General features: G+C 71.8%; 2 protein-coding genes and 1 pseudogene. All 3 read left to right on the forward strand.

The window, feature by feature from the left end; genetic code table 11:
• The first annotated feature begins 107 nt into the window (after window positions 1-107).
• The 3 genes and pseudogenes from ACFV6H_RS16555 to ACFV6H_RS16565 all read left to right on the forward strand — a co-directional run bounded on the left by ACFV6H_RS16555 (window position 108) and on the right by ACFV6H_RS16565 (window position 25572).
• A complete protein-coding gene (locus ACFV6H_RS16555) occupies window positions 108-14081 on the forward strand; it encodes an SDR family NAD(P)-dependent oxidoreductase (RefSeq protein WP_385542234.1) in 13974 nt (4657 codons plus the stop codon).
• Window positions 14082-14180: 99 nt separating this feature from the next.
• Window positions 14181-18821, forward strand: a pseudogene (locus ACFV6H_RS16560) (SDR family NAD(P)-dependent oxidoreductase); the annotation flags it as partial.
• A 121-nt stretch (window positions 18822-18942) separates the two neighbouring features.
• Window positions 18943-25572, forward strand: coding sequence for a type I polyketide synthase (locus tag ACFV6H_RS16565; RefSeq protein ID WP_385542236.1), 6630 nt, complete (start codon window positions 18943-18945; stop codon window positions 25570-25572).
• Window positions 25573-25701: the final 129 nt, after the last annotated feature.

The raw sequence follows: 25701 nt of genomic DNA on the forward strand, positions 1-25701 counted from the left end.
GCCGTGCGTTGAGTTTCCGGAGAGGGCGACTGCCTACGATCACGTCACAGGATTGCCTCAATGCTTTGGGTTGTCGGTCAATTCAGCCGGAAGGGTAGTCGAGCGCGATGACGAACCAGCACCACCTTGAGACACCCGTGGCACGCGGAGGGAACAGCGAGGCCGTCGCGGTCGTCGGGCTCTCCTGTCGGCTGCCGGGCGCGCCGGGCCCGTCGGACTTCTGGGATCTGCTCCGTACCGGAACGAGCGCCATCACCGGTGTCCCTGAAGGCCGTTGGCTGACCGAGACCGGACATCCGGCGCCCGAGGAGACCGGATCCGGGATGCGCCGAGGCGGATTCCTGGACCGGGTGGACACCTTCGACGCCGCCTTCTTCGGTATCTCGCCGCGCGAGGCCGTCACCATGGACCCACAGCAGAGGCTTGTGCTGGAACTGGCCTGGGAGGCCCTGGAGGACGCCGGTATCGTGCCGGCCACGCTGCGCGACAGCCGTACCGCCGTCTTCGTCGGCACGCTGCGCGACGACTACGCCGCCCTGCTCTACCAGCACGGCGCCCAGGCGATCACCCAGCACACCATGGCCGGCGTCAACCGAGGTGTTATCGCCAACCGGGTGTCGTACCACCTGGGTCTGCGCGGCCCGAGCCTCACCGTCGACTCGGCGCAGTCCTCCTCGCTCGTCGCCGTGCATCTCGCCTGCGAGTCACTGCGTTCGGGCGAGTCCGAGGCGGCCGTCGTGGCCGGAGTCAATCTCAACATCCTGGCCGAGAGCGCGGTCACCGAGGAGCGGTTCGGCGGTCTGTCGCCGGACGGGACCTCCTACACCTTCGATGCCCGCGCCAATGGATTCGTCCGCGGTGAGGGCGGCGGCGCCGTCATCCTCAAGCCGCTCGCCCACGCGGTCGCGGACGGCGACCATATCTACGGAGTGATCCGCGGCAGCGCGGTCAACAACGACGGCGCCACGCCCGGTCTGACCGTCCCGGGCCGCGCGTCGCAGGAGCGGGTGCTGCGCGAGGCGTACGAGAAGGCCGGCGTCGATCCGGCGGCCGTCCAGTACGTCGAGCTGCACGGTACGGGCACGCCCGTCGGCGACCCGATCGAGGCCGCGGCGCTCGGCGCGGTCCTCGGCGCCGGACGCACGCCCGAGCGGGCCCTGCGCGTCGGCTCGGCGAAGACCAATGTCGGCCATCTCGAAGGTGCCGCCGGTATGGTCGGCCTGCTCAAGGCGCTGCTGGCACTCAGCCACCGCCGGCTTCCCGCCAGCCTCAACTTCGAGACGGCGGGCCCGGACATCCCGCTGGCCGAACTCGGCCTCGCGGTGCAGAGCGAGCTGTCCGCGTGGCCGGAGCCCGGCCGGCCGCTGCTGGCCGGTGTGTCCTCCTTCGGCATGGGCGGCACCAACGCGCATGTCGTACTCGCCGAGCACCCGACACCCGAGCCGGCCTCCCGCCCGGAGCCCGCGGACACGCCCGCCCTTACCCCTGCCCTCACGCCCTGGGTGATATCCGGCCGTGGCGCCGCCGCGCTGCGCGGCCAGGCCGAACGGCTGCACACCGCCGTCACCGCGGACGGGACGCTCGATCCGGCGGATGTGGGCCTGTCCCTCGCCGCGCACCGCACCGTCTTCGACCACCGCGCGGTCGTCCTTGCCGACAGCCGTACCGCGCTGCTGGACCAGCTCGCGGCGGTGGCCCAGGGAGCGCCCGCTCCCGGCGCCGTCACCGGTACGGCACGGCCCGGAGCGCCCGCCCTGCTCTTCACGGGCCAGGGCGCCCAGCGCATCGGTATGGGCCAGGAACTGCACCGTACCTTCCCGGTGTTCGCCGACGCGTTCGACGAGGTGTGCGGTCATCTCGATCCGCTGCTCGACCGCCCGCTGGGCGAGATCATCGCGTCCGGCGACGGCCTGGACGAGACGGGCTTCACACAGCCCGCGATCTTCGCCGTGGAGGTGGCGCTGTACCGCCTCGTCGCCTCCTGGGGCATCGTTCCCGAGCATGTGGTCGGTCACTCGATCGGAGAGATCGCCGCCGCCCATGTCGCCGGAGTGCTCTCGCTCGCGGACGCCGCGCGTCTGGTGGCGGCCCGTGGCCGACTGATGCAGGCCCTCCCTGCCGGTGGTGTCATGACCGCCGTACGGGCCACCGAGGACGAGGTGCTGCCGCTGCTCGCCGACGAGCCGCTGGCCGCGATCGCCGCCGTCAACGGACCGCTGTCGACGGTCGTCTCCGGAGCCGCGGACGCGGTCGGCCGGATCACCGGGCGCCTGTGCGACCAGGGCAGAAGCATCCGCGCACTGACGGTCTCGCACGCCTTCCACTCGCCGCTGATGGACCCGATGCTGGACGACTTCCGCCAGGTCGTCGGGCAGCTCACCTTCCACGAGCCGAGCCTGCCCGCCATCTCCACCGTGACCGGCCGGCCCGTCACACCCGGAGAGTGGTCCTCGCCCGAGTACTGGGTGGAACAGGTGCGCCGGCCCGTGCGGTTCCTGGACGCCGTGCGCGCCCTGGAGGCCGCCGGTGTCACGACCTTCCTGGAACTCGGTCCCGACGGTGTCTGCTCGGCGATGGCCGTCGAGTGCCTGAGCGACGCGGACGCCACGGCGTCGGTGGCCGCGCTGCGCTCCGGCCGTCCCGAGCCCCGAAGCCTGCTCTCGGCCCTTGCCACGGTCTTCGTCCGTGGAACGGACGTGGACTGGCCGGCCGTGTACGCGGGACAGGGAGCCCGCCGGGTCCCGCTGCCCACGTACGCCTTCCAGCGCGAGCCGTACTGGATCTCCGGCACGGCCCGCGCCGCGGTGCTCCCGTCGGCCGCCGCATCCTTGACCGCCGCACCGTCGGCGACCGCCGCACCGGCTGAGCGCCAGGCGGACGCGCCGGTATCTTCGGCCGGGACCTCGGCCGATCTCGCCGGACTCGTCACCGCGCACATCGCCTCCGTACTGGAGTACTCCGGCGAGCGCCGCGTCGAACCGCACACCAGCTTCAAGGACCTGGGCTTCGACTCGCTGATGTCGGTCGAGCTGCGCAACGCGCTGTCCGCCGCCACCGGACTGCGGCTGCCGAGCGGACTCCTCTTCGACCAGCCCACGCCCGCCGCGCTCATCGACCATCTGCGCACACTGACCGAAGGGCCGGGCGAGGCGGCGGACGACGAACCGCCCGGTGCGGAAGCCGCCCATGAGCCCATCGCCATCGTCGGCATGGCCTGCCGCTATCCGGGCGGGATCGCCTCGCCCGAGGATCTGTGGCGGCTGGTCGCCGACGGCGGCGACGCGATCTCGGGCTTTCCCGTCGACCGGGGCTGGGACGAGGAGCTCTTCGACCGCGATCCGTCGAAGAGCGGCAGGAGCTCCGTACGCGAGGGCGGATTCCTGCATGACGCGGCCCGGTTCGACAACGCCCTCTTCGGGATCTCGCCGCGCGAGGCGCTGGCCATGGATCCACAACAGAGGCTGCTGCTGGAGACCGCCTGGGAGGCCGTGGAGCGGGCCGGGCTGGACGCCGACGCGCTCAGAGGCAGCCGTACCGGTGTGTTCGTCGGCGCCACGGCGCTCGACTACGGACCGCGTATGCACGAAGCGCCCGACAGTGTGGAGGGCTATCTGCTGACCGGCACCACACCGAGTGTGATGTCCGGCCGTATCGCCTATCAGCTCGGGCTCGTCGGGCCCGCGGTGACGGTGGACACGGCGTGCTCGTCGTCGCTGGTGGCGCTGCACATGGCGGTACGGTCGCTGCGCTCCGGAGAAACCACACTGGCCCTCGCCGGCGGCGCCACCGTGATGTCGGAGCCCGGTATGTTCGTGGAGTTCTCCCGGCAGCGCGGTCTCGCGGCCGACGGGCGCTCCAAGTCCTTCGCGGCGGGTGCCGACGGCACCTCATGGGCGGAGGGCGTCGGTCTGCTGCTGGTGGAGCGGCTCTCGGACGCCCGGCGCAACGGACATCCGGTGCTGGCCGTGATCCGTGGCTCCGCGATCAACCAGGACGGCGCGAGCAACGGACTCACCGCGCCCAGCGGTCCCTCCCAGCAGCGTGTCATCCGCCAGGCGCTGGCCGACGCGGGCCTCGGCCCGGCCGAGGTCGACGCGGTGGAGGCCCATGGCACCGGAACGCGGCTCGGCGATCCCATCGAGGCCGAGTCGGTCATCGCCACCTACGGGCAGAACCGTGAACGTCCGCTGCTGCTGGGCTCGTTGAAGTCGAACATCGGTCATGCGCAGGCCGCCGCCGGTGTGGGTGGTGTGATCAAGATGGTGCAGGCGATGCGCCACGGTGTGCTGCCGAAGACACTGCATGTGGACGAGCCGTCGCCGTTCGTGGACTGGGACTCCGGCGCCGTGGAGCTGCTCACCGAGCAGGCGGAGTGGCCGGAGGCGGACCGTCCGCGCCGCGCCGCCGTCTCCTCCTTCGGGATCAGCGGCACCAACGCCCATGTCGTCCTCGAATACGAGCCGGTGGACGAACAGCCGGCCCCGGAGCCTCCCGTTCCGGTGGCTCCGGCACCCTGGCTGATCACCGCGCGGGACGAGACGGCCCTGCGCGCCCAGGCCGTCCGGCTGCGCGAACACATCGCCGCCACCGGCGCCCGTCCCGCGGACATCGGTCTCTCGCTCGCGACCACTCGTACCGCCCTCGATCAGCGGGCCGTGATCCTCGGCACCACGGGCGACACATTCCTGGCGGGGCTCGACGCGCTGGCACAGGGCGCCGACGTACCGCAGTTGGTCACCGGAAGCGCCTCGGGCGCCGGCCGTACGGCGTTCCTGTTCACCGGACAGGGCGCACAGCGCGCCGGTATGGGCAAGGAACTCCACGCGTCGTCACCGGTGTTCGCCGCCGCACTCGACGAGGTCTGCGCGGCATTGGACCGGCATCTCGAACGACCGCTGCGCGATGTGCTGTTCGCTCCCGCCGACAGCGCGGACGGCGCGCTGTTGCACCGGACCGCGTACACCCAGCCGGCCCTGTTCGCCGTGGAAACAGCGCTGTTCCGGCTGCTGGCACACCATGGACTCACGCCCGCCCTGCTCGCCGGGCACTCGATCGGTGAGCTGACCGCCGCCCATGTCGCCGGAGTGCTCTCGCTGGACGACGCGGCGCTGCTCGTGGCGGCCCGAGGACGGCTGATGGAGTCGGCGCGCACCGGTGGCGCGATGATCGCGATCGAGGCGGAGGAGGCCGAACTCGCCGCCGGACTCGCGCTCCACCCGGGCCTGCTCTCCGTCGCCGCCGTCAACGGTCCCACCTCGCTGGTGATCTCCGGCGACGAGGACGCGGCCGAACAGGTCGCGGAGCACTGGCGGGCGCGGGGCCGCAGGACACGCCGGCTCCAGGTCAGCCATGCCTTCCACTCGCCGCACATGGACGATGTCCTGGACGAGTTCCTTGCGGTTGCGCGAGGCCTCACCTTCCACGCGCCCGCCCTTCCGATCGTCTCCACCGTCACCGGTGAGATCGCCGACGCCGCCGTCCTCACCTCGCCCGGCCACTGGGCCGGTCAGATACGCGGTACGGTCCGCTTCCTGGACGCGGCCCGCGCCCTGGAGCGGCACGGCGCCACCGTCTTCGTGGAGGTGGGCCCCGACGCCGTACTGACCTCCATGGTGCGCGACTCCCTCACCGGCGATCCGGCCGCCGTGCCGCTGATGCGGGCCGGACGGCCCGAGGCGGAGACACTGGCCACGGGCCTCGCGACCGCCCTCACCCGAGGCGCGTCGCTCGACACCGCCTCCTTCTTCCCGGGCGCCCGCCGTATCGACCTGCCGACGTACGCCTTCCAACGCGAGCACTACTGGCTCGCGAGCGACACCGTCACCGACGCCAGAGACCTCGGTCTCGATCCTGCGGACCATCCGCTGCTCTCCACCGCGATGGAGCTGGCCGGGCGCGAGGACCATGTGCTCTCGGGCCGCCTCGGTACCGGCAGCCATCCCTGGCTGGCCGACCACGCCATCGACGGCACGGTCCTGGTGCCCGGCACCGCCTTCCTCGAACTCGCCCTGACCGCGGGCGGACTCTTCGGCGGCGCCGAGCGGGTGGAGGAACTCACTCTGGAGTCGCCGCTGACACTGCCTGAGCACGGCGCGACGCGGATCCAGGTCTCCGTGGACGCTCCCGACGCCTCCGGCGCGCGCAGCTTCGGCATCCACGCCCGCCGCGACAGCGCGGCCGACGATCCGCGGCCCTGGACCCGCCATGCCTCGGGCGTCCTCGGCCGGGCGGAGGCTCCCGCCGCCGAGGAAGCGCGCGCCTGGCCGCCCGAGGGCGCCACGGCGCAGCCGCTCGACGGTGTGTACGACCGGCTCGCGGAGCTCGGCTATCAGTACGGTCCCGCTTTCCAGGGACTCACGGGCGTCTGGCGCCAGGGCGAGGATCTGTACGCCGAGGTGTCCCTTCCCGAGGAACACCACACGGACGCGGGCCGGTTCGGAATCCATCCGGCGCTGCTCGACGCGGTCCTCCATCCGCTGGTGCTGCACGCCGCCGAACTGGCGGGCAGCGCGGCGGCCGGTTCGATCCGGCTGCCGTTCTCCTGGAGCGACACCGTCCTGCACGCCACCGGCGCCACCGCCCTGCGCGTACGTATCTCTCCCGCAGGCCCCGACACCTTCTCGCTGACCGCCGCCGACACCACGGGCCAACTCGTCGTCGCCGTCGACTCCTTGGTCCTGCGGCCCGTCGCACGGGACCAGCTCGCCTCGGCCGACGGCGGTCCGGACGCCCTGTACGGCGTGGAGTGGACGGCCGTGCCCGTACCCGCCACCGTTCCGGGCGCGCTCCGGATCGCGGAGGCGCTCCACGGTGAACTGCCGGGCGTGGAAGGCGTGGACGGCGAGGACGGCGCCCGTCAGGATGCCGCCGAGGTCGTCCTCGTACGTGTCGACCAGTTCCGTACCGATGGGCCCGGAGAGGACGAGGCCGGCGCCGCCCATAAGACGGCGGCGGGTGCGCTGCGCCTGATCCAGCGGTTCCTCACCGACGAACGGTACGACGACACCAAGCTGTTGCTCCTCACCCAGGGCGCTGTCGCGGCGGAGCCCGGCGAGAGCGTCACCGCGCTGGCGAGCACTCCCGTATGGGGCCTGGTCCGCGCGGCACAGTCGGAGCATCCCGGCCGACTGGTCCTCATGGACGTGGACCGTCCGGAGGCGGAGGCACTGCTGCCCGCCGCCCTCACCACCGGCGAACCGCAACTCGCCCTGCGTGGCGACCGGTTGGCGGTGCCTCGGCTGGTACGGGCGAGCCGCGCCGACGGCGGCACGGACAGCTACACCGACGCCGTCGCCTCGGTCGGCCCGGCGGGCACCGTACTGATCACCGGTGGTACGGGCGGACTCGGCGCCCTGTTCGCCCGGCATCTGGCCGAGTCGTACGGCGTACGGCGGCTGTTGCTGGTCAGCCGTCGCGGTCCGGACACACCGGGCGTCGGCGAACTCCTCGCCGAACTGGCCGCGTTGGGAGCCGACGCACAGGTGGCCGCGGCCGATGTCGCCGACCGTGGCGCCATGGCGGAGCTGCTGGCCCGGTTCTCGCCGGAAGATCCGCTGACCGCCGTGGTGCACACGGCGGGCGTGCTCGACGACGCCACCATCGGAGCCCTCACTCCGGAACGGCTGAGCGCCGTCCTGCGGCCCAAGGTCGACGCGGCCTGGCATCTGCACGATCTCACCCGGGACATGGACCTCACCGCCTTTGTGCTGTTCTCGTCCGTATCCGGTCTGCTCGGCACCGCCGGACAGGCCAACTACGCCGCCGGCAACTCCTATCTGGACGCCCTGGCGGCCCATCGCCGGGCTCTGGGACTGCCGGGCGTCTCACTCGCCTGGGGACTGTGGGACGGCACGCACGGCATGGGCGGCACGCTCGGCGAGGCCGATCTCGCCCGCTGGAGCCGTATGGGCATCACACCGCTCACACCGGAGCGCGGACTCGCCCTCTTCGACAGGGCGCTCACCGAAGGGCCCGCGCTGCGCGTGCCCGTGGAGCTCGATCTGTCCATCCCGCGCGCCCTCACCGACGAGCCTCCGGCGCTGCTGCGCGGGCCCGGCAGGGCGCGCCCGCGCCGCGCCGCCGCCGCACGTACCGCGGAGACCGGAGGCTCCGGCTGGGCCGAGCGGACCGCCGCGCTTCCCGAGGACCGGCGCCGCGAGACCGTACAGGAGTTGGTGCGCGGCACCGTCGCGGCCGTCCTCGGCCATGCCGATGCCACCGCGCTCGATCCACGGCGCGCCTTCAAGGAGATCGGCTTCGACTCGCTCGCCGGAGTCGAGCTGCGCAACCGTCTCAACGCCACGACCGGACTGCGGCTGCCCACCACGGCCGTCTTCGACCATCCGTCGGCACAGGCGCTCGCCGACTTCATCCTCTCCCGTGTCTCCGACATCGGGCCCGCGTCCGCCGCGTCCTCCCTGCCCACCGCCCGAGCCGCTGTCGCCGCCGACGACCCGATCGCGATCGTCGGGATGGCCTGCCGCTATCCGGGCGGTGTCGCCTCGCCGGAGGATCTGTGGCGGCTGGTGCTGGAAGGCACCGACGCGGTCAGCGAGTTCCCGGTCAATCGGGGCTGGGACCTGGACGCGCTGTACGACCCGGATCCCGAGCGGACCGGCACGTCCTATGTACGGCACGGCGGCTTCCTGCACGATGCCGACCAGTTCGACCGTGAGTTCTTCGGGATTCCGCCGCGCGAGGCGACCGCGATCGATCCGCAGCACCGTCTGCTGCTGGAGACCGCGTGGGAGACGATGGAGAGCGCCGGTCTGGATCCGGCCGGGCTGCGTGGTTCCCGTACCGGTGTGTTCACCGGAGCCATGTACGACGACTACGCGTCCCGGCTGTCCGCGAGTCCCGAGGAGTACGAGGGCTTCCTGCTGGCCGGCAATCTCTCCAGCGTCGTGTCCGGCCGGCTGTCGTACACATACGGATTCGAAGGTCCCGCGGTGACGGTCGACACGGCGTGCTCGTCGTCGTTGGTGGCGTTGCATCTGGCGGCGAACGCGCTGCGTTCGGGTGAGTGTGATCTCGCCTTCGCGGGCGGTGTCACCGTCATGGCCGGGCCCAGCGTCTTCGTGGAGTTCTCCCGGCAGCGCGGACTCTCGGCCGACGGCCGGTGCAAGTCGTTCTCGACGGATGCGGATGGGACGGGCTGGGCGGAGGGTGTGGGTCTGCTGTTGGTGGAGCGGCTCTCGGACGCCCGTCGCAACGGACATCAGGTGCTTGCCGTACTCAGGGGCTCCGCCGTCAATCAGGATGGTGCGAGCAATGGTCTGACGGCGCCGAACGGTCCGGCTCAGGAGCGGGTGATCCGGCAGGCGCTCGCGAGTGCGGGTCTGACGGCGGCTGATGTGGACGCGGTGGAGGCCCACGGCACCGGAACCCGCCTCGGTGATCCGATCGAGGCGCAGGCGCTGCTGGCGACATACGGGCAGGGCCGTGAACGTCCGTTGCTGCTGGGCTCGTTGAAGTCGAACATCGGTCACGCGCAGGCCGCCGCCGGTGTGGGCGGTGTGATCAAGATGGTGCAAGCCATGCGCCACGGTGTGCTGCCCAAGACACTGCATGTGGGCGAGCCCTCTCCCTTCGTGGACTGGGAATCCGGCGCCGTGGAGCTGCTGACCGAGGAGACGGACTGGCCGGAGGTGGACCGTCCGCGCCGCGCCGCCGTCTCCTCCTTCGGGATCAGCGGCACCAACGCCCACATCATCATCGAGCAGGGCGTCGAGCACGACACCGGGACCGACGCCGAACAGCCCGATTCCGATTCTGATTCCGCACAGGCGCCCGCACTCTCGATCGCGCCCTTCCTCGTCTCGGCCCGTGGTGAGGAGGCCCTGCGCGCCCAGGCGGCCCGGCTTGTCGAGTACGTCGACGCCCACCCGGAGCTGACCATCGACGACATCGGCCGCTCGCTGGCCACCACCCGCGCCCTGCACGGCGACGCCGCCGCCGTCATGGCCGAGGAACGCGACGAACTCCGCCACGCCCTGCGCGCGTTGGCCGAAGGAGATCCCTCGCCCGCCGTCGTCCACGCCGGCCGGGGACACCGAGGGAAGACCGCGTTCCTGTTCACCGGACAGGGCTCCCAGCGTCTCGGCATGGGCCGCGAACTGTACGGTTCCTCGCCGGTGTTCGCCGCCGCGTTCGACGCGGTCTGCGCCCATCTGGACCGCGTACTCGACCGCCCTCTGAAGAGCGTGCTCTTCGCACCGGAGGACTCCGCCGACTCGGCCCTGCTCGACCAGACGGCGTTCACCCAGGCCGCCCTGTTCGCGCTGGAGACCGCGCTGTTCCGGCTGGCCGAACACCACGGCCTCACACCGGACTTCCTCCTCGGTCACTCCATCGGCGAGGTGACCGCCGCGCATCTGGCCGGAGTGCTCGATCTGCCGGACGCCTGCGTGCTGGTCAGCGAACGCGGACGGCTGATGCAGGCCGCGCGCGAAGGCGGTGCCATGGCGGCGCTGGAGGCACCGGAGGACGAGGTACGCGCCACGCTCGCCGGATACGGCGACACGGTGACCGTCGCCGGTGTCAACGGCCCTCGCTCCACCGTGATCTCCGGTGACGAGTCCGCCGTCGAGGCGATCACCGCGCTCTGGCGCGAGAAGGGCAGCCGGACCAAGCGGCTGCCGGTCAGCCACGCCTTCCACTCGCCGCACATGGACGACGTCCTGGACGAGTTCCGTACGGTCGCCGAGGGCCTCACCTTCCATCCGCCGCGTATCCCGGTGGTCTCCAATGTCACCGGCGAGCTCGCCACGGCCGAGCAGCTCACCGCGCCCGGCTACTGGGCACAGCACATCCGGCAGCCGGTCCGCTTCCTCGACGGCGTACGGCTGCTGGCCGCCGCAGGCGTCACCGAGTGGCTGGAGCTTGGCCCGGACGGAGTGCTGACCGCGCTGGTCCAGGAGTCCCTGACCACCGACGCCGGTGCGCTCACACCGGCACTGCGCCGAGGCCGGGCCGAGGACCGCGCCTTCGCCTCCGCCCTCGGTCTGCTGGCCGCGCGTGGTGCGGAGGTGCGGTGGGACGCCGTGTTCCCGGGCGCCCGTGCGGTCGCGCTGCCCGGCTATGCCTTCCAGCGGCAGCGCTACTGGCTGGAGGAGCCGGCCCGCGCCGGTGACGCCGCCGGACTGGGCCTGACCGCCACCGGACATCCGCTGCTCGGCGCGGCCGTCGCCCTCGCCGGCCGCGACGAACACATCGTCACCGGCCGTCTCTCCCGGCACACCCATCCCTGGCTGACCGATCACGCCGTCGGCGGCGCGGTGCTGGTGCCCGGCACCGGACTGCTGGAACTCGCCCTGCGGGCCGGAGAGCAGATCGGCGCCATGGGTGTCGACGAGCTGACACTGGCCGCGCCTCTGCTGCTGCCGGAGCGCGGCGGAGTCCGGTTGCAGCTCGTCGCCGGAGCCGCCGACGGCGCCGGTGGCCGTACCGTACAGATCTACTCGCGGCCCGACGGCGGTACCGGCGAGGACGAGGGCGAGTGGACACTGCACGCCCAGGGCAGGCTCGGCACGGCCGAGGACGCGACGGCCGACGGCGCGACGGCCCACCACGCCCAGGACGACAGTCTGACGGTCTGGCCGCCGGCCGACGCCGTCGAGACCGATCTGACCGGTGTCTACGAGCGGCTGGCCGAGCGGCAGTACGAGTACGGTCCCGCGTTCCGGAATCTGCGCCGGCTGTGGACGGCGGACGGCGACCTTTACGCGGAGGTCGCCCTCGGCGAGGACCAGCGCTCCGAAGCGGGCCGGTTCACCATCCATCCGGCGCTGCTCGACGCCGCGCTCCACGCGCTGCTGCCCGGTGTCGCCGGGGACGGCGGCGGATCGTGGCTGCCCTTCTCCTGGTCCGCCGTCACCGTACGGGCCTCCGGCGCCTCGGCCCTGCGTGTCCGGCTTGCCTTCCACGGCACCGATCCCGAGTCGCCCACGGTCCGGCTGACCGTGGCCGACGGCACCGGCGCACCGGTCGCCGCCGTCGACGCGCTCACGCTGCGGCCACTGTCGGTCGAGGCGCTGCGCGCGGCGGCGGCCGGTACGGGTGATGCCTTGCTCCGGCTCGACTGGACTCCGCTGCGGGACGGGCACACCACCGCCAAGCCCGCCGACTGGGCCGTACTCGGTGACGAACGACCCGACGGACTCGGACTGACCGAGGGCCCGGTGCGCTCGTACACCGACGCTGGCGCCGTCATCCGCGCGCTGGACAAGGGCGCGCAGGCACCGTCCTTCCTGGTGATGCCCTGCCTTTCCGCACCGGCCGGCGGCAAGGAACTGCCGGACCTGGTCCGGGCCGCGACACACCGTGTTCTGACGGACATACGGTCACTGCTGGCCGACGAACGGCTCGCCGGCACGCGGCTGGTCGTGGTGACCGGAGGAGCCGTCGCCGCCGGGCCGGGCGAGGATGTGACCGATCTGGTCCATGCCCCGGTCTGGGGACTGCTGCGCTCCGCGCAGACCGAGAATCCGGGCCGTATGGTCCTGATCGACAGCGGGAGCGGAGACCTGCCGGCGGGCCTTCTCGCGCGGGCCGCGCAGAGCGGCGAACCTCAGGCCGCGGTACGCGGCGGCACACTGCTCGTCCCACGGCTGGCCCGCACCCGGCCTGCGCAGGGACCGGGCACGGCATCGGGAGCCGGCATGGCATCGGAGCCCGGCACGGCATCGGGACCCAGCGCGGCACCGGAGTCCGGCATGGCACCGGAGCTCGGCACAACGCCGGAGAACACACCGCAGTGGGACCATGGAACGGTCCTCATCACCGGCGCCACCGGTGCGCTGGGCGCCATCGCGGCCCGCCATCTGGTGGTCTCGCACGGCGCGCGCCGGCTGCTGCTGATCAGCCGCCGAGGTCCTGACGCACCGGGCGCCGAGGAACTGACGCAAGAACTGCGGCAGTTGGGCGCCGAGGTCACCGTCGCCGCAGCCGATGTGGCCGATCGCGGCGCGCTGGCCGAGCTGCTGGCCCGCTTCTCGCCGGAAGAGCCGCTGACCGCCGTGGTGCACACGGCCGGTGTGCTGGACGACGTTCCTCTTGAGGGACTGACACCGGAGCGGCTGGACACCGTACTGCGGCCCAAGGTCGACGCGGCCTGGCATCTGCACGATCTGACCAGGGACATGGGCCTCACGGCCTTTGTGCTCTACTCCTCCGTCGCGGGTCTGCTCGGCACCGCCGGACAGGCCAACTACGCCGCCGGCAACACCTTCCTCGACGCCCTGGCCGCTCACCGCAGGGCCCAGGGACTGCCGGGCGTCTCGCTCGCCTGGGGCCTGTGGGGCGAGACCGGCTCCATCGCGGGCCATCTCGCCGACGCGGATCTGCGCCGGCTGGCGCGCTCCGGGCTGCTGCCGCTGGCGAGCGACGAGGCCATGGCCCTGTTCGACGCCGCGCCCGCCACCGGTGAGCCGGTGCTCGCCGTCACCCGGCTGGACGCCGCCGCGCTACGGGCGTCCGGCGCCGGGATTCCCGTGCTGCTGCGGGGACTTGTGCCGGTCGCGCCCAGGCGCGCGGTGGCGGCTGCCGACGGTGACGGGACCGGTCTGGCGGAACGGCTCGCCGCGCTGTCCCCGGCCGAACGCGGCCGGACGCTCACCGCCCTGGTGTGCGGCCGGGTGGCCGCCGTACTCGGCCACGCCGACCAGGACGCGATCGATCCCGACCGTGCCTTCCTGGAACTCGGCTTCGACTCGCTGACCGCCGTCGAACTGCGCAACCAGCTCGGAGCGGCGACCGGACTGCGGCTGCCCACCACGACGGTCTTCGACCATCCCACGCCGGCTGCGCTCGCCGCGCACCTCCTCGCACAGCTCGTCGTGGACACCGCGCCCGGCGAGCCCGTGCTGGCCGAGCTCTCCCGGCTCAGGTCCGCGATCGAGCGGTCCGCCTCGGACGCCGACGCCTACCACCGGATCACCGCCCGGCTCCGTGAACTGCTCGACGCGGCGGATCTGGCGAACGGCGGCACCGGCGCCTCCGAGGAGAGGGACGAGAAGGATGGGGACAACCTCGAATCCGCCTCCGACGAGGAGCTGTTCGCCCTTGTCGACGAACTCGACTGAGCGCGGCGGTTCCGGCGCATCAGAGGCCATCGACCACACCACATCTGGGAGTTGAGAACCATGGCGGACGAGGAGAAGCTGCGCGACTACCTCAAGAAGGCCATCGCGGACGCCCGCGACGCGCGCAGGAAGCTGCGTGAGGTCGAGGACCGGCAGCGGGAGCCGATCGCGATCGTCGGGATGGCATGCCGCTATCCGGGCGGTGTCGCCTCGCCGGAGGATCTGTGGCGGCTGGTGACGGAAGGCACGGACGCCGTCGGTGAGTTCCCGGCCGACCGGGGCTGGGACGTGGACGCGCTGTACGACCCGGATCCCGAGCGGACCGGTACCTCGTACAGCCGCGAGGGCGGCTTCCTGCACGATGCGGACGGCTTCGACCCGGAGTTCTTCGGCATGTCCCCGCGCGAGGCGATCGCGGTCGATCCGCAGCAGCGGCTGCTGCTGGAGACCGCGTGGGAGACGTTCGAGCGCGCCGGTCTGGATCCGGCCGGGCTGCGCGGCTCCCGTACCGGTGTGTTCACCGGTGTGATGTACAACGACTACGGTTCACGGCCTCATCTGCCTCCGGAGGACTTCGAGGGCTATCTGTTCAGCGGCAGCGCGGGCAGTATCGCCTCCGGCCGGCTGTCCTACACGTACGGGTTCGAGGGCCCCGCGGTGTCGGTGGACACGGCGTGCTCGTCGTCGTTGGTGGCGTTGCATCTGGCGGCGAACGCGCTGCGTTCGGGCGAGTGTGATCTCGCCCTCGCGGGCGGTGTCACCGTGATGTCCACTCCGGTCGCGTTCGTGGAGTTCTCCCGCTTGCGTGGGCTTGCCGCGGACGGCCGGTGCAAGTCGTTCTCAGCGGAGGCGGATGGGACGGGCTGGGCGGAGGGTGTGGGTCTGCTGTTGGTGGAGCGGCTCTCGGATGCCCGGGAGAAGGGCCATCAGGTGCTTGCGGTGATCAGGGGCTCCGCCGTCAATCAGGATGGTGCGAGCAATGGTCTGACGGCGCCGAACGGTCCGGCTCAGGAGCGGGTGATCCGTCAGGCGTTGGCGAGCGCCGGTTTGACGACGGCCGATGTGGACGCGGTGGAGGCTCACGGCACCGGGACGCGGCTGGGTGATCCGATCGAGGCGCAGGCGCTGCTGGCGACGTACGGGCAAGAGCGTGAACGTCCGCTGTTGCTGGGCTCGTTGAAGTCGAACATCGGTCATGCCCAGGCGGCTGCCGGTGTGGGTGGTGTGATCAAGATGGTGCAGGCGATACGCCACGGCGTGCTGCCCAAGACACTGCATGTGGAGGAACCGTCGCCGTTCGTGGACTGGGACTCCGGCGCCGTGGAACTGCTGACCGAGGAGACGGACTGGCCGGAGGTGGACCGTCCGCGTCGCGCCGCCGTCTCTTCCTTCGGCTTCGGCGGCACCAACGCCCATGTGATAGTCGAGGAGGCACCGCCGGAGGAGCAGACCGAGACCGAGCCACGGCCCGAGGACACTCCCGAGGCTTCCGAGGACGAGTGGCAGCCGTTGGCATGTGTGGTGCCCTGGCTGCTGTCGGGCCGTACGCCGGAGGCCCTGGCAGGGCAGGCCCGCAAGTTGCTCGCGGTGGCCGAGGCGGAGAGCGGCCGGTCGGAACTGGACCTGGCGTACTCCCTCGCGATGACGCGCGCGCACTTCGGCCCCGGTGCGGCGGTGATCGGTGGTGACCGGGCGAGTCTGGTCGACGGGCTGCGGTCGCTGGCGGAGGGCCGGCCCGCTTCCGGTGTGGTCAGCGGTGCCCGGTCGTCGGGCAGGACGGCGTTCCTGTTCTCGGGCCAGGGCGCCCAGCGGGCCGGGATGGGCCGTGAACTGTACGAGTCGTACCCGGCGTTCGCCGGTGCGCTGGACGAGGTGTGCGCGCTCTTCGATCCTCATCTGGAACACTCGCTGAAGTCGGTGATGTTCGCTGCCGAGGGATCGGCCGCGGCGGCGCTGCTGGAGGAGACCGGTTTCACGCAGCCCGCGCTGTTCGCGTTCGAGGTGGCGCTGTTCCGGCTGCTGGAGTCCTGGGGTGTGACACCGGATGTGGTCGCCGGGCACTCGGTGGGCGAACTGGCGGCGGCCCATGTGTCGGGCGGTCTGAGTCTGAGCGATGCCGTGAGGCTGGTGGCGGCCCGCGCCGGGCTGATGCAGGCGCTGTCCCGAGGCGGCGCGATGGTGGCGGTACAGGCGGGCGAGCCGGAGGTGGCCGCGCTGCTGGCGGGACGTACGGCCGAGGTCGCCCTCGCCGCGGTGAACGGCCCGTCGTCAGTGGTGGTTTCGGGCGAGGAGGCGGCGGTGGAGGAGATCGCCGGCCACTTCGCGGAGCTCGGGCGCCGGACGAGCCGGCTGAAGGTGTCGCACGCGTTCCACTCGCCGCACATGGACGGGATGCTGGAGGAGTTCCGTACCGTGGCGAAGGAGGTCACGTTCGGGACTCCGCGTATCCCTGTCGTATCGACACTGACCGGGCGGGCCGCCTCCGGTGATGATCTGCGGACCGCGGACTACTGGGTGGACCAGGTGCGGCACGCCGTCCGGTTCGCCGACGCGGTTCGTACGCTGGAGTCCGAAGGCGTCACCACGCTGCTGGAAGTGGGCCCGGGCGGAGTACTCAGCGCCCTGGCGGCGCAGTCGGCGGGACAGCCCGATGTCACCGCAGCCGTGCCCGCCGTGCGGGGTGGACGGCCCGAGCCCGAGGCCCTGGTCGCCGCGCTCGCCACACTGCACTGCCGAGGCACCGCGGTGGACTGGCAGTCGTTCTTCGCCGGAACCGGCGCCCGACGGGCGGAGCTGCCCACCTACGCCTTCCAGCGGGAGCGGTACTGGCTGCGGCCGGAAGCTCCTGAGCCCACGGCGGCGGAGAACGCGCTCTTCCGTGTGGCGTGGGAGCCCGCGACCGTACCGGCACCGCAGGAGCCGCCGCGGTGGGCGGTTCTCGCACCGGCGGACGCGACGGTCGGGAACCTGCCCGACGTGGACCGGTTCGCCGGGATCTCCGAGATCGCCGACGCGGTGGCCTCCGGGACCCGGATCGACTCCGTACTCGTTCCCTTCGCGTCACGGTCCGCTTCGGCGGAGTTCGCCGACGGTCCGCACCGCGCACTGGAACTGGTGGGGGAGTGGCTGGCGGAGGAACGGCTTGCGGAAGTACGACTGGTGGTCCTGACCTCGGGCGCCGTCGCGGTGTCCGAAGGCGATGACATACCGGATCTGGGAGCCGCCGCTGCCTGGGGACTGCTCCGCTCGGCGCAGTCCGAGGCGCCCGGCCGTATCGTCCTCGTCGACGCGCCCTCCGTGACGGACGCCACGCTCTCCGCTGTCGCTGTCGGCGAAGAGCCTCGTACGGCGGTACGCGAAGGCACCTTACTGACACCGCGGTTGACGGCCCTTCACAAAACAGGACCGGCCGACTCGGACCTCGGACCGGCCGACTCGCCCTGGGGGCCCGACGGTACGGTCCTGATCACCGGCGGCACCGGCGCTCTCGGCGGTGTGTTCGCCCGGCATCTGGTGGCCGGCCAGGGAGCACGTCATCTGCTGCTGGCCAGCCGCCGAGGAGAACAGGCGGACGGCGCCGACGAGTTGGTGGCGGAGCTGACCGGACTGGGAGCCACCGTCACGGTCGAGGCCTGCGATGTCGCGGACCGGGAGGCCCTCGCCGCGGTGCTGGCGAGGATACCGGGCGAGCATCCGCTGACCGCGGTCGTCCACACCGCCGGAGTCCTCGACAACGGACTGCTTTCCGCGCAGAACACCGAGCGACTGGACCATGTGCTGAGGCCGAAGGCCGACGCGGCGTGGCATCTGCACGAACTGACCAGGGACCTGGACCTGAAGGCGTTCGTGGTCTTCTCGTCCACGGCCGGAGTCTTCGGCGCGCCCGGCCAGTCCAACTACGCCGCCGCCAACGCCTTCCTGGACGCGCTGGCCCAGCACCGCGCGGCCCAGGGACTTCCCGCCACCTCCCTCGCCTGGGGCCTGTGGCAGAGCCGTGGTATCAACGCGGGCCTGAGCGCACGGGACTTGAGCAGATTCGCCCGCGACGGATTCCGGCCCGTGACCGACGACGAGGGACGGGCCCTGTTCGACCGAGGAGTGGCCTCGGGTGTGGCGGCGCTGGTGGCCTCTCCGGTGGTTGTCTCGGTGGCCACGGGCGGCGCGCGGCCCGGCGGTGCGAACGGCGGCAGCACGGCGGAGACGGCCGGGTCCATGTCGTTGGCCGAACGGCTTGCGGAGCTGTCGGAGGCCCAGCAGGAGCAGTATCTGCTGGAGACCGTCATCACGACCGTCGCGGCGGTCCTGGGCCATGCGAGTCCGGCCGGTATCGCACCGGACCGGCCCTTCCAGGAACTGGGCTTCGACTCACTGACCGGCGTCGAACTGCGCAACCGGCTGGGCGCCGCCACCGGCGTCCGGCTGCCCGCCACCCTGGTCTTCGACCACCCGACACCGGCCGCACTCGCCGCGTATCTACGGGCCGAGGCCGCTCCCGAGGCCATGGACCCGGCACGCTCCGTCCACGACGAACTCGACCGTATCGAGGCGTCGTTGGCGGAGCTCCCGCAGGACGACGAGGCCCGCTCCGGTATCTCCGTACGCCTTCAGACTCTCCTGGCCAAGGTGAGCGCGTCCGTGGACACGGCCGACACCACACCTCGGCCCGATCTGATCGCCGACGCCTCGACGGACGAGATCTTCGCCTTCATCGACACCCAGCTCGGCCGCGCGACGGGCTGACCGCCCGGCGCCACATCAGGCCACGTTCCCTGCCACGCCCCGCCATGCCACGACCATGACCACGCCCCGCCACGTACCGCGTTCCTGGCATCTTGCCGTACCGAGGAGAGACTGATTCCGCATGTCCGCAGACATGTCCAATGAGCAGAAGCAGGCCGAGGCCAAGGAGCAGAAGCTGGTCGACTACCTCAAGTGGGTGACGACCGATCTGCGGAAGGCGCGCGAGCGGATCACCGAGCTGGAGACGGCCGGCGAGGAGCCCGTCGCGATCGTGGGAATGGCATGCCGATTCCCGGGCGGTGTGACCTCGCCCGACGAGCTGTGGCGGCTGGTCGCGGACGGCACGGACGCGATCAGCCAGTTCCCGGCCGACCGCGGCTGGGACCTGGAGGCGCTCTACAGTCCGGACCCGGAGGAGCCCGGCACCTCGTACACCAGGGAGGGCGGATTCCTCGACGGTGCCGCGCTGTTCGACGCGGGCTTCTTCGGTATCTCGCCGCGTGAGGCACTGGCGATGGATCCGCAGCAGCGGGTCCTGCTGGAGACGGCATGGGAGGCGTTCGAGAACGCCGGGATCGATCCGGCCACGCTCAAGGGATCGAGGACCGGTGTCTTCGCGGGTGTGGTGGAGCAGAGCTATCTGGGACTCGAAGGGCCCGAGGAGTTCGAGGGCTATCTGATGACCGGCAAGCTCAGCAGCGTCGCCTCCGGCCGGATCTCCTACACCTTCGGTCTGGAGGGCCCGGCGCTCTCGGTGGACACGGCGTGCTCGTCGTCGCTGGTCGCCCTGCATCTGGCGGTGCAGTCGGTGCGCAAGGGCGAGTCGACGCTCGCGCTGGCGGGCGGTGCCACCGTCACCGCCACGCCCGGCGGATTCGTGGACTTCTCACGTCAGAAAGGGCTGGCACCCGACGGCCGCATCAAGTCGTTCTCCTCGTCGGCCGACGGCACCTCGTGGTCGGAGGGCGTCGGCCTGCTCGTCGTCGAGAAGCTCGCCGACGCCCGCAGGAACGGCCACCGGGTACTGGCGGTGGTACGAGGCAGCGCGGTGAACCAGGACGGTGCGAGCAACGGTCTGACGGCACCGAACGGTCCCTCGCAGGAGCGGGTGATCCGGCAGGCGCTCGCGAGCGCCGGTCTGACGGCGGCCGATGTGGACGCGGTGGAGGCCCATGGCACCGGGACGCGGCTCGGTGATCCGATCGAGGCGCAGGCGCTGCTCGCCACCTACGGTCAGAAGCGCGAACAGCCGCTGCTGCTGGGCTCGTTGAAGTCCAACATTGGTCACACCGTCGCCGCCGCCGGCGTCGGTGGTGTGATCAAGATGGTGCAGGCGATGCGCCATGGCGTACTGCCCAGAACGCTGCATATCGAGGAACCGACGCCCATGGTCGACTGGTCGGCGGGTGCTGTGGAACTCCTCACCAGTGCCCGCGACTGGCCCGCCCGTACGGAGGGCCCACGGCGCGCGGCCGTCTCCGCGTTCGGCGTGAGCGGGACCAACGCGCATGTCATCCTCGAAGAGCCCGAGCCCGTGGACGGGAAGGTGGGCCAGGAGCGGCAGCGCACCGTACAGCCGCTGCCCGTGGTGCCCTGGACGGTCTCCGCGAGGACCGAGGACGCCCTCCACGCCCAGGCCGCGCGGTTGTCCGCGTACGCCGAGGCGCATCCGGAACTGGACATCGCCGACATCGGTCTCTCCCTGGCCACCACCCGCACCGCACACGACCACAGCGCGACCGTCGTGGGCGCGGACCGGGAGGAACTGATCGCCGGACTGCGGTCGTTGGCGGAGGGCATACCGGCTCCCGGTGTGCTGAGCGCGGTGCGGTCCTCGGGCAGGACGGCGTTTCTGTTCTCGGGCCAGGGCGCCCAGCGGGCCGGGATGGGCCGCGAACTGTACGAGTCGTACCCGGCGTTCGCGAAGGCGCTGGACGAGGTGTGCGCGGTGCTCGATCCTCATCTGGAACGCCCTCTGAAATCCGTGATGTTCGCCGCCGAAGGATCGGCCGAGGCCGCACTGCTCGCCGAGACCGGTTTTACTCAGCCCGCGCTGTTCGCCTTCGAGATGGCGCTGTTCCGGCTGCTGGAGTCCTTGGGCGTGACACCGGATGTGGTCGCCGGACACTCGGTGGGCGAGCTGGCGGCGGCGCATGTGTCGGGTGTGCTCGATCTGCCGGACGCCGCCTGGCTGGTCGCCTCCCGCGCCCGGCTGATGCAGGCACTGCCTCGCGGCGGTGCGATGGTGGCGGTGCGGACGACGGAGCAGGAGGCGGTCGCGCTGCTGCTGGGCCGTGAGCACGAAGTGGGCATCGCGGCGGTCAACGGCCCTTCCTCCGTGGTGATTTCGGGTGACACCACGGCCGTCGAGGAGATCGCGCATCACTTCGCGGAGCTGGGCCGCCGGACCAGCCGGCTGGCGGTGTCCCACGCGTTCCACTCGCCGCATATGGACGGGATGCTGGAGGAGTTCCGTACGGCGGCGAAGCGCGTCTCGTACCACGCTCCCGCTGTTCCGGTGGTGTCCACACTGACCGGCCGGATCGCCACCGGCGACGAACTGCGGTCCGCCGACTACTGGGTGGCTCAGGTCCGGCAGGCCGTACGGTTCGCCGAGGCCGTGACAAGCCTCCACGAGGAGGGCGCGACGACCTTTGTCGAGATCGGTCCCGACGGTGTTCTCACCGCGCTCGCCCAAGGCGTCCTCACGGACCGGGCGCCGGGCGCCACCACGGCCATCGCCCTGCTGCGCCGCGACCAGCCCGAGCCGCGCAGTCTGGCGGGCGGGCTCGGTCTGCTGCACATGACCGGCGCGCGGCCCGACTGGCCGGCGTTCTTCGCCGGGACCGGTGCCCGGGCCGTGGAGCTGCCCACGTACGCGTTCCAGCACCAGCCCTACTGGGTGGACGCCGCCGAGTCGCACACGGACGCCGCCGGGCTCGGCCTCCAGTCGGCCGGGCATCCGCTGCTGGGCGCCGCCCTGCTGCTGGACGAGAGCGACGAGGCGGTGTTCACCAGCCGGCTGTCGGTACGTAGCCATCCCTGGCCGGCCGAGCACACCGTGGACGGTACGGCCGTACTGCCGGCCGCCGCGCTGGTCGAGCTGGCGATACGGGCGGGCGACGAGGTCGGCTGCACCGTCCTGGACGACCTGACCGTCGAAACGCCTCTGGTGCTGCCCGCCGACGGCGGCGTCCAACTGCGTGTCACGGTCGGCGCGCCCGACGCGTCCGGGCACCGTGCGCTCGCCTGCCACTCCCGGCCCGACGGCACCGGCGCGTCATGGATCCGGCACGCGCACGGCCTGCTGAGTTCCGGCCCGCTCATCCCGCCGCCCTCTCCCGAGGCGGCGCAGCAGTGGCCACCGGCCGGCACGGAACCGCTCCCGGCGTCCGATGTCCGGCTGCGCCTCGCGGAAGCGGGCACGGTGTACGGACCGGCGTTCCAGGGCCTCACCGGGCTGTGGCGACGAGGCGACGAGCTGTTCGCCGAGGTCGTGCTGCCCGACGCGACGGCGGAGCGGGCGTCCGAGTACGGGCTGCATCCGGCGCTGCTGGAGGCCGCGCTCCAACCGCTGCTGCTCACCGGACCTGCGGCACGCGGCGCCGGCTCCATGGCACGTGCGGGAACGGTCGCCCAGTGGCGTGGCGTACGTCTGTACGCCACGGGCGCCACCGCCCTGCGGGCCCAACTCTCCCCGGCAGACGGGTTCCCCACGGACAGTGGCACCTTCACGGTGCGGCTCCTCGACCCGACCGGGCAGCTCGTCGCCGAAGCCGACGCCGTCACCGTAAGGCCGTTCGACACGGCGGCCCTCGTCTCCGCGAGGATCCGCCCGTACGACGCGCTGTTCCGGATGGAGTGGACGCCGTACCCGCTCCCGCCCGTCGGCGGTACGGAAGTACGGTGGGCCCTGCTCGACGGCGCCGGGCAGGCCACGGCCGACTCCACGGCCGCCTACCCGACCGTGGCCGAGACCGCCGCCGCGATCGCCTCCGGCGCGCCGGTCGACGCCGTACGCGTCCATCTGACCAGCGAGGACGGGACGGCCGACACCACCGCCTCGGTCCGGGACACCACCGGCCGCGCGCTGGCGCTCGTACGGGAGTGGCTCGCGGAGGAGCGGCTCTCCGATGTCCCGCTGGTGGTGCTGACCTCCGGCGCGATGGCGGTGGCGGACGGCGACGATGTCACGGATCTGGGCGGTGCGGCGGCCTGGGGGCTGCTGCGTTCGGCGCAGTCCGAGGCGCCCGGCCGTATCGTCCTCGTGGACCTGCCCTCCGACGCGACCACGGCACTTGACGCGACCACGGTCCTGGACGCGACCACGGACATACTGCTCTCCCGGCTGCTCGCCACCGGTGAGGCCCAGGCCGCGATACGTGAGGACACGGTTCTGCTGCCGCGTCTGGCCCGTGTACGACGCGACGGCCTCGGCCCGGAGCCGGTCTGGGACTCCGGAGGTACGGTACTGATCACCGGCGGCACCGGTTCGCTCGGCGGGCTGTTCGCCAGGCATCTGGTGACCGAGCATGGTGTGAACCATCTGCTGCTGGTCAGCCGCCGTGGTGAACAGGCCCCGGGAGCAGCCGAGTTGGCGGCGGAGCTGACCGCGCTGGGAGCCACGGTCACGGTCGAGGCATGCGATGTCTCCGACCGCGAGGCGCTTGCCGCGCTGCTGGCGCGCGTACCACGGGAGCATCCGCTGACCGGCGTGGTCCACACCGCCGGTGTGCTGGACGACGGACTCGTCACCGCGCAGAACGCGGAGCGGCTGGACGGTGTGCTGAGGCCGAAGGCCGACGCCGCCTGGCATCTGCACGAGCTGACGCGGGACCTGGACCTGACCGCCTTCGTGCTGTTCTCGTCCGTCGCCGCCGTGATCGGCGGGCCCGGCCAGTCCACCTACGCAGCCGCCAACAGCTTCCTCGACGGGCTCGCCCGGCATCGCGCCGCCCATGGACTGCCGGCCCTCTCCCTCGCCTGGGGCCTGTGGGAGCAGTCCTCCGGACTGACCGGAGGACTGACCGAGACCGATCTCCGGCGTATCGCCCGCAGCGGTTTCCGCCAGGTCGCCACCGAGCAGGGCCCGGCGCTGCTCGACCTCGCGCTACGGCTCGGCCGCGCCGACACCGTCGCCACTCCGCTGGATCTGGCGGTGCTCCGCGGACAGTCGCAGGTGCCCACGGTGCTCCGCTCCCTCGTCCGTACGCCGGTACGCGCGGTCGCCCGCGCCGCCGCCGACGACGGGACCGGTCTCGCCGACCGGCTGGCCGGACTGACCGGGCCGGAGGAGCAGCGCGAGGTGGTACTGAAGGCGCTGCTCGATGCCATGGGAGGCGTCCTCGGGCACGGCGGCGGCCGGGGCATCGATCCCGAACGGCCCTTCACCCAGCTCGGTTTCGACTCGCTCACCTCGGTGGAACTCCGTAACCGGCTCGCCGCCGTGACCGGTCTGCGGCTGCCCGCGACGCTGGTCTTCGACCATCCGACTCCGGCGGCCCTGGCCACCCGGCTGCTGACGGAGCTCCTCGCCGCGGGCGCCGGGCCCGGCACCGACTCGGGCGGTGTGGCCCAGGACACCGTCGACTACGCGGCGGACATCCGTCTCGCGGATGACATCCGGCCCGCGGCCGAGACCGTGAGTCCCACCACGAATCCGCGGGAGATCCTGCTGACGGGAGCGAGCGGCTTCCTCGGCGCGTTCCTGCTGCGCGATCTGATGCTCACCACCGAGGCGCGGATCCACTGCCTGGTACGCGGAGCGGACGAGGCGGTGGCGTACGAGCGGCTGCGTACGAGCCTGGAGTGGTACCGCGTCTGGGACGCCGTCGATCCCGACCGGCTCTCGGTACTGGTCGGCGACCTCGCCGAGGAAGGACTCGGCCTGGCTCCGGAGGTCTTCGACTCACTGGCCCGCACGGCCGATGTCGTCTACCACGCGGGAGCGACGGTCCACTGGCTGCATCCGTACGCGGCGCTGCGGGCGGCCAATGTCCGTGGCACCGAGGAGATCCTGCGGATGGCCGCGCGCCATCGCACGGTTCCCGTCCACTATGTCTCCACGGTCGGTGTCTTCGACGGCCCGGTCACCGCCGGCGTACCGCTCAAGGTGACCGATCCCACCGGCCCGGCCGAAGCGCTGCCCAGCGGATATCTCCAGAGCAAGTGGGTCGCCGAGCAGCTCGTCGGACTGGCCCGGGACCGGGGGATACCCGTGTCCGTCTACCGCGTGGATGTGATCTCCGGCGATCAGCGCAACGGCGCGTGCCAGACACGCGACTTCGTCTGGCTCAGCCTCAAGGGACTGCTCCAGGCGCAGGCCGTACCGTCCAGGACCGAGGGCCGCTTCCATCTGCTGCCCGTCGACTATGTCAGCGCGGCGATCATCGGGATCTCGGTCAAGCCCGACACGGCCGGCGGTACGTTCCATCTCTTCAACCGGAGCTCTCTGAGCCTCTCCGACTGTGTGTCCCAACTGCGCGGCCTCGGATACCGGTTGCGCGACACCGACCGGCAGGAGTGGAGCGCGGCGGTACGGGCCGACCGCACCAACGCGCTGCTTCCGCTGCTGCACGCGTTCGAGATGATGACCTCGGACACGGATGCCTTCTATCCGCCCATCGACACGACAGAGACGGAAGCGGCGCTGGAGGGCACGGGAATCGAGTGCCCGCCGCTGACCGAGGAACTGTTCGCCACGTACGTCGACTTCTTCGTACAGGAAGGACACTTCCCGGCAGCCGACTGACCGTGTGGGGCTGACGGTGGATCAGAAATGAGGGTGGAGCGTCCCATTCGGGATGCTCCACCCTTCGCTGTTCCTGCTTCCCGTTCTTGTTCCCGGTTCCGTGCGCCGTTCACACGGCCGTCAGTACGG

Origin of the sequence: Streptomyces sp. NPDC059743 (assembly GCF_042732975.1) — a bacterium.
GTDB lineage: Bacteria > Actinomycetota > Actinomycetes > Streptomycetales > Streptomycetaceae > Streptomyces.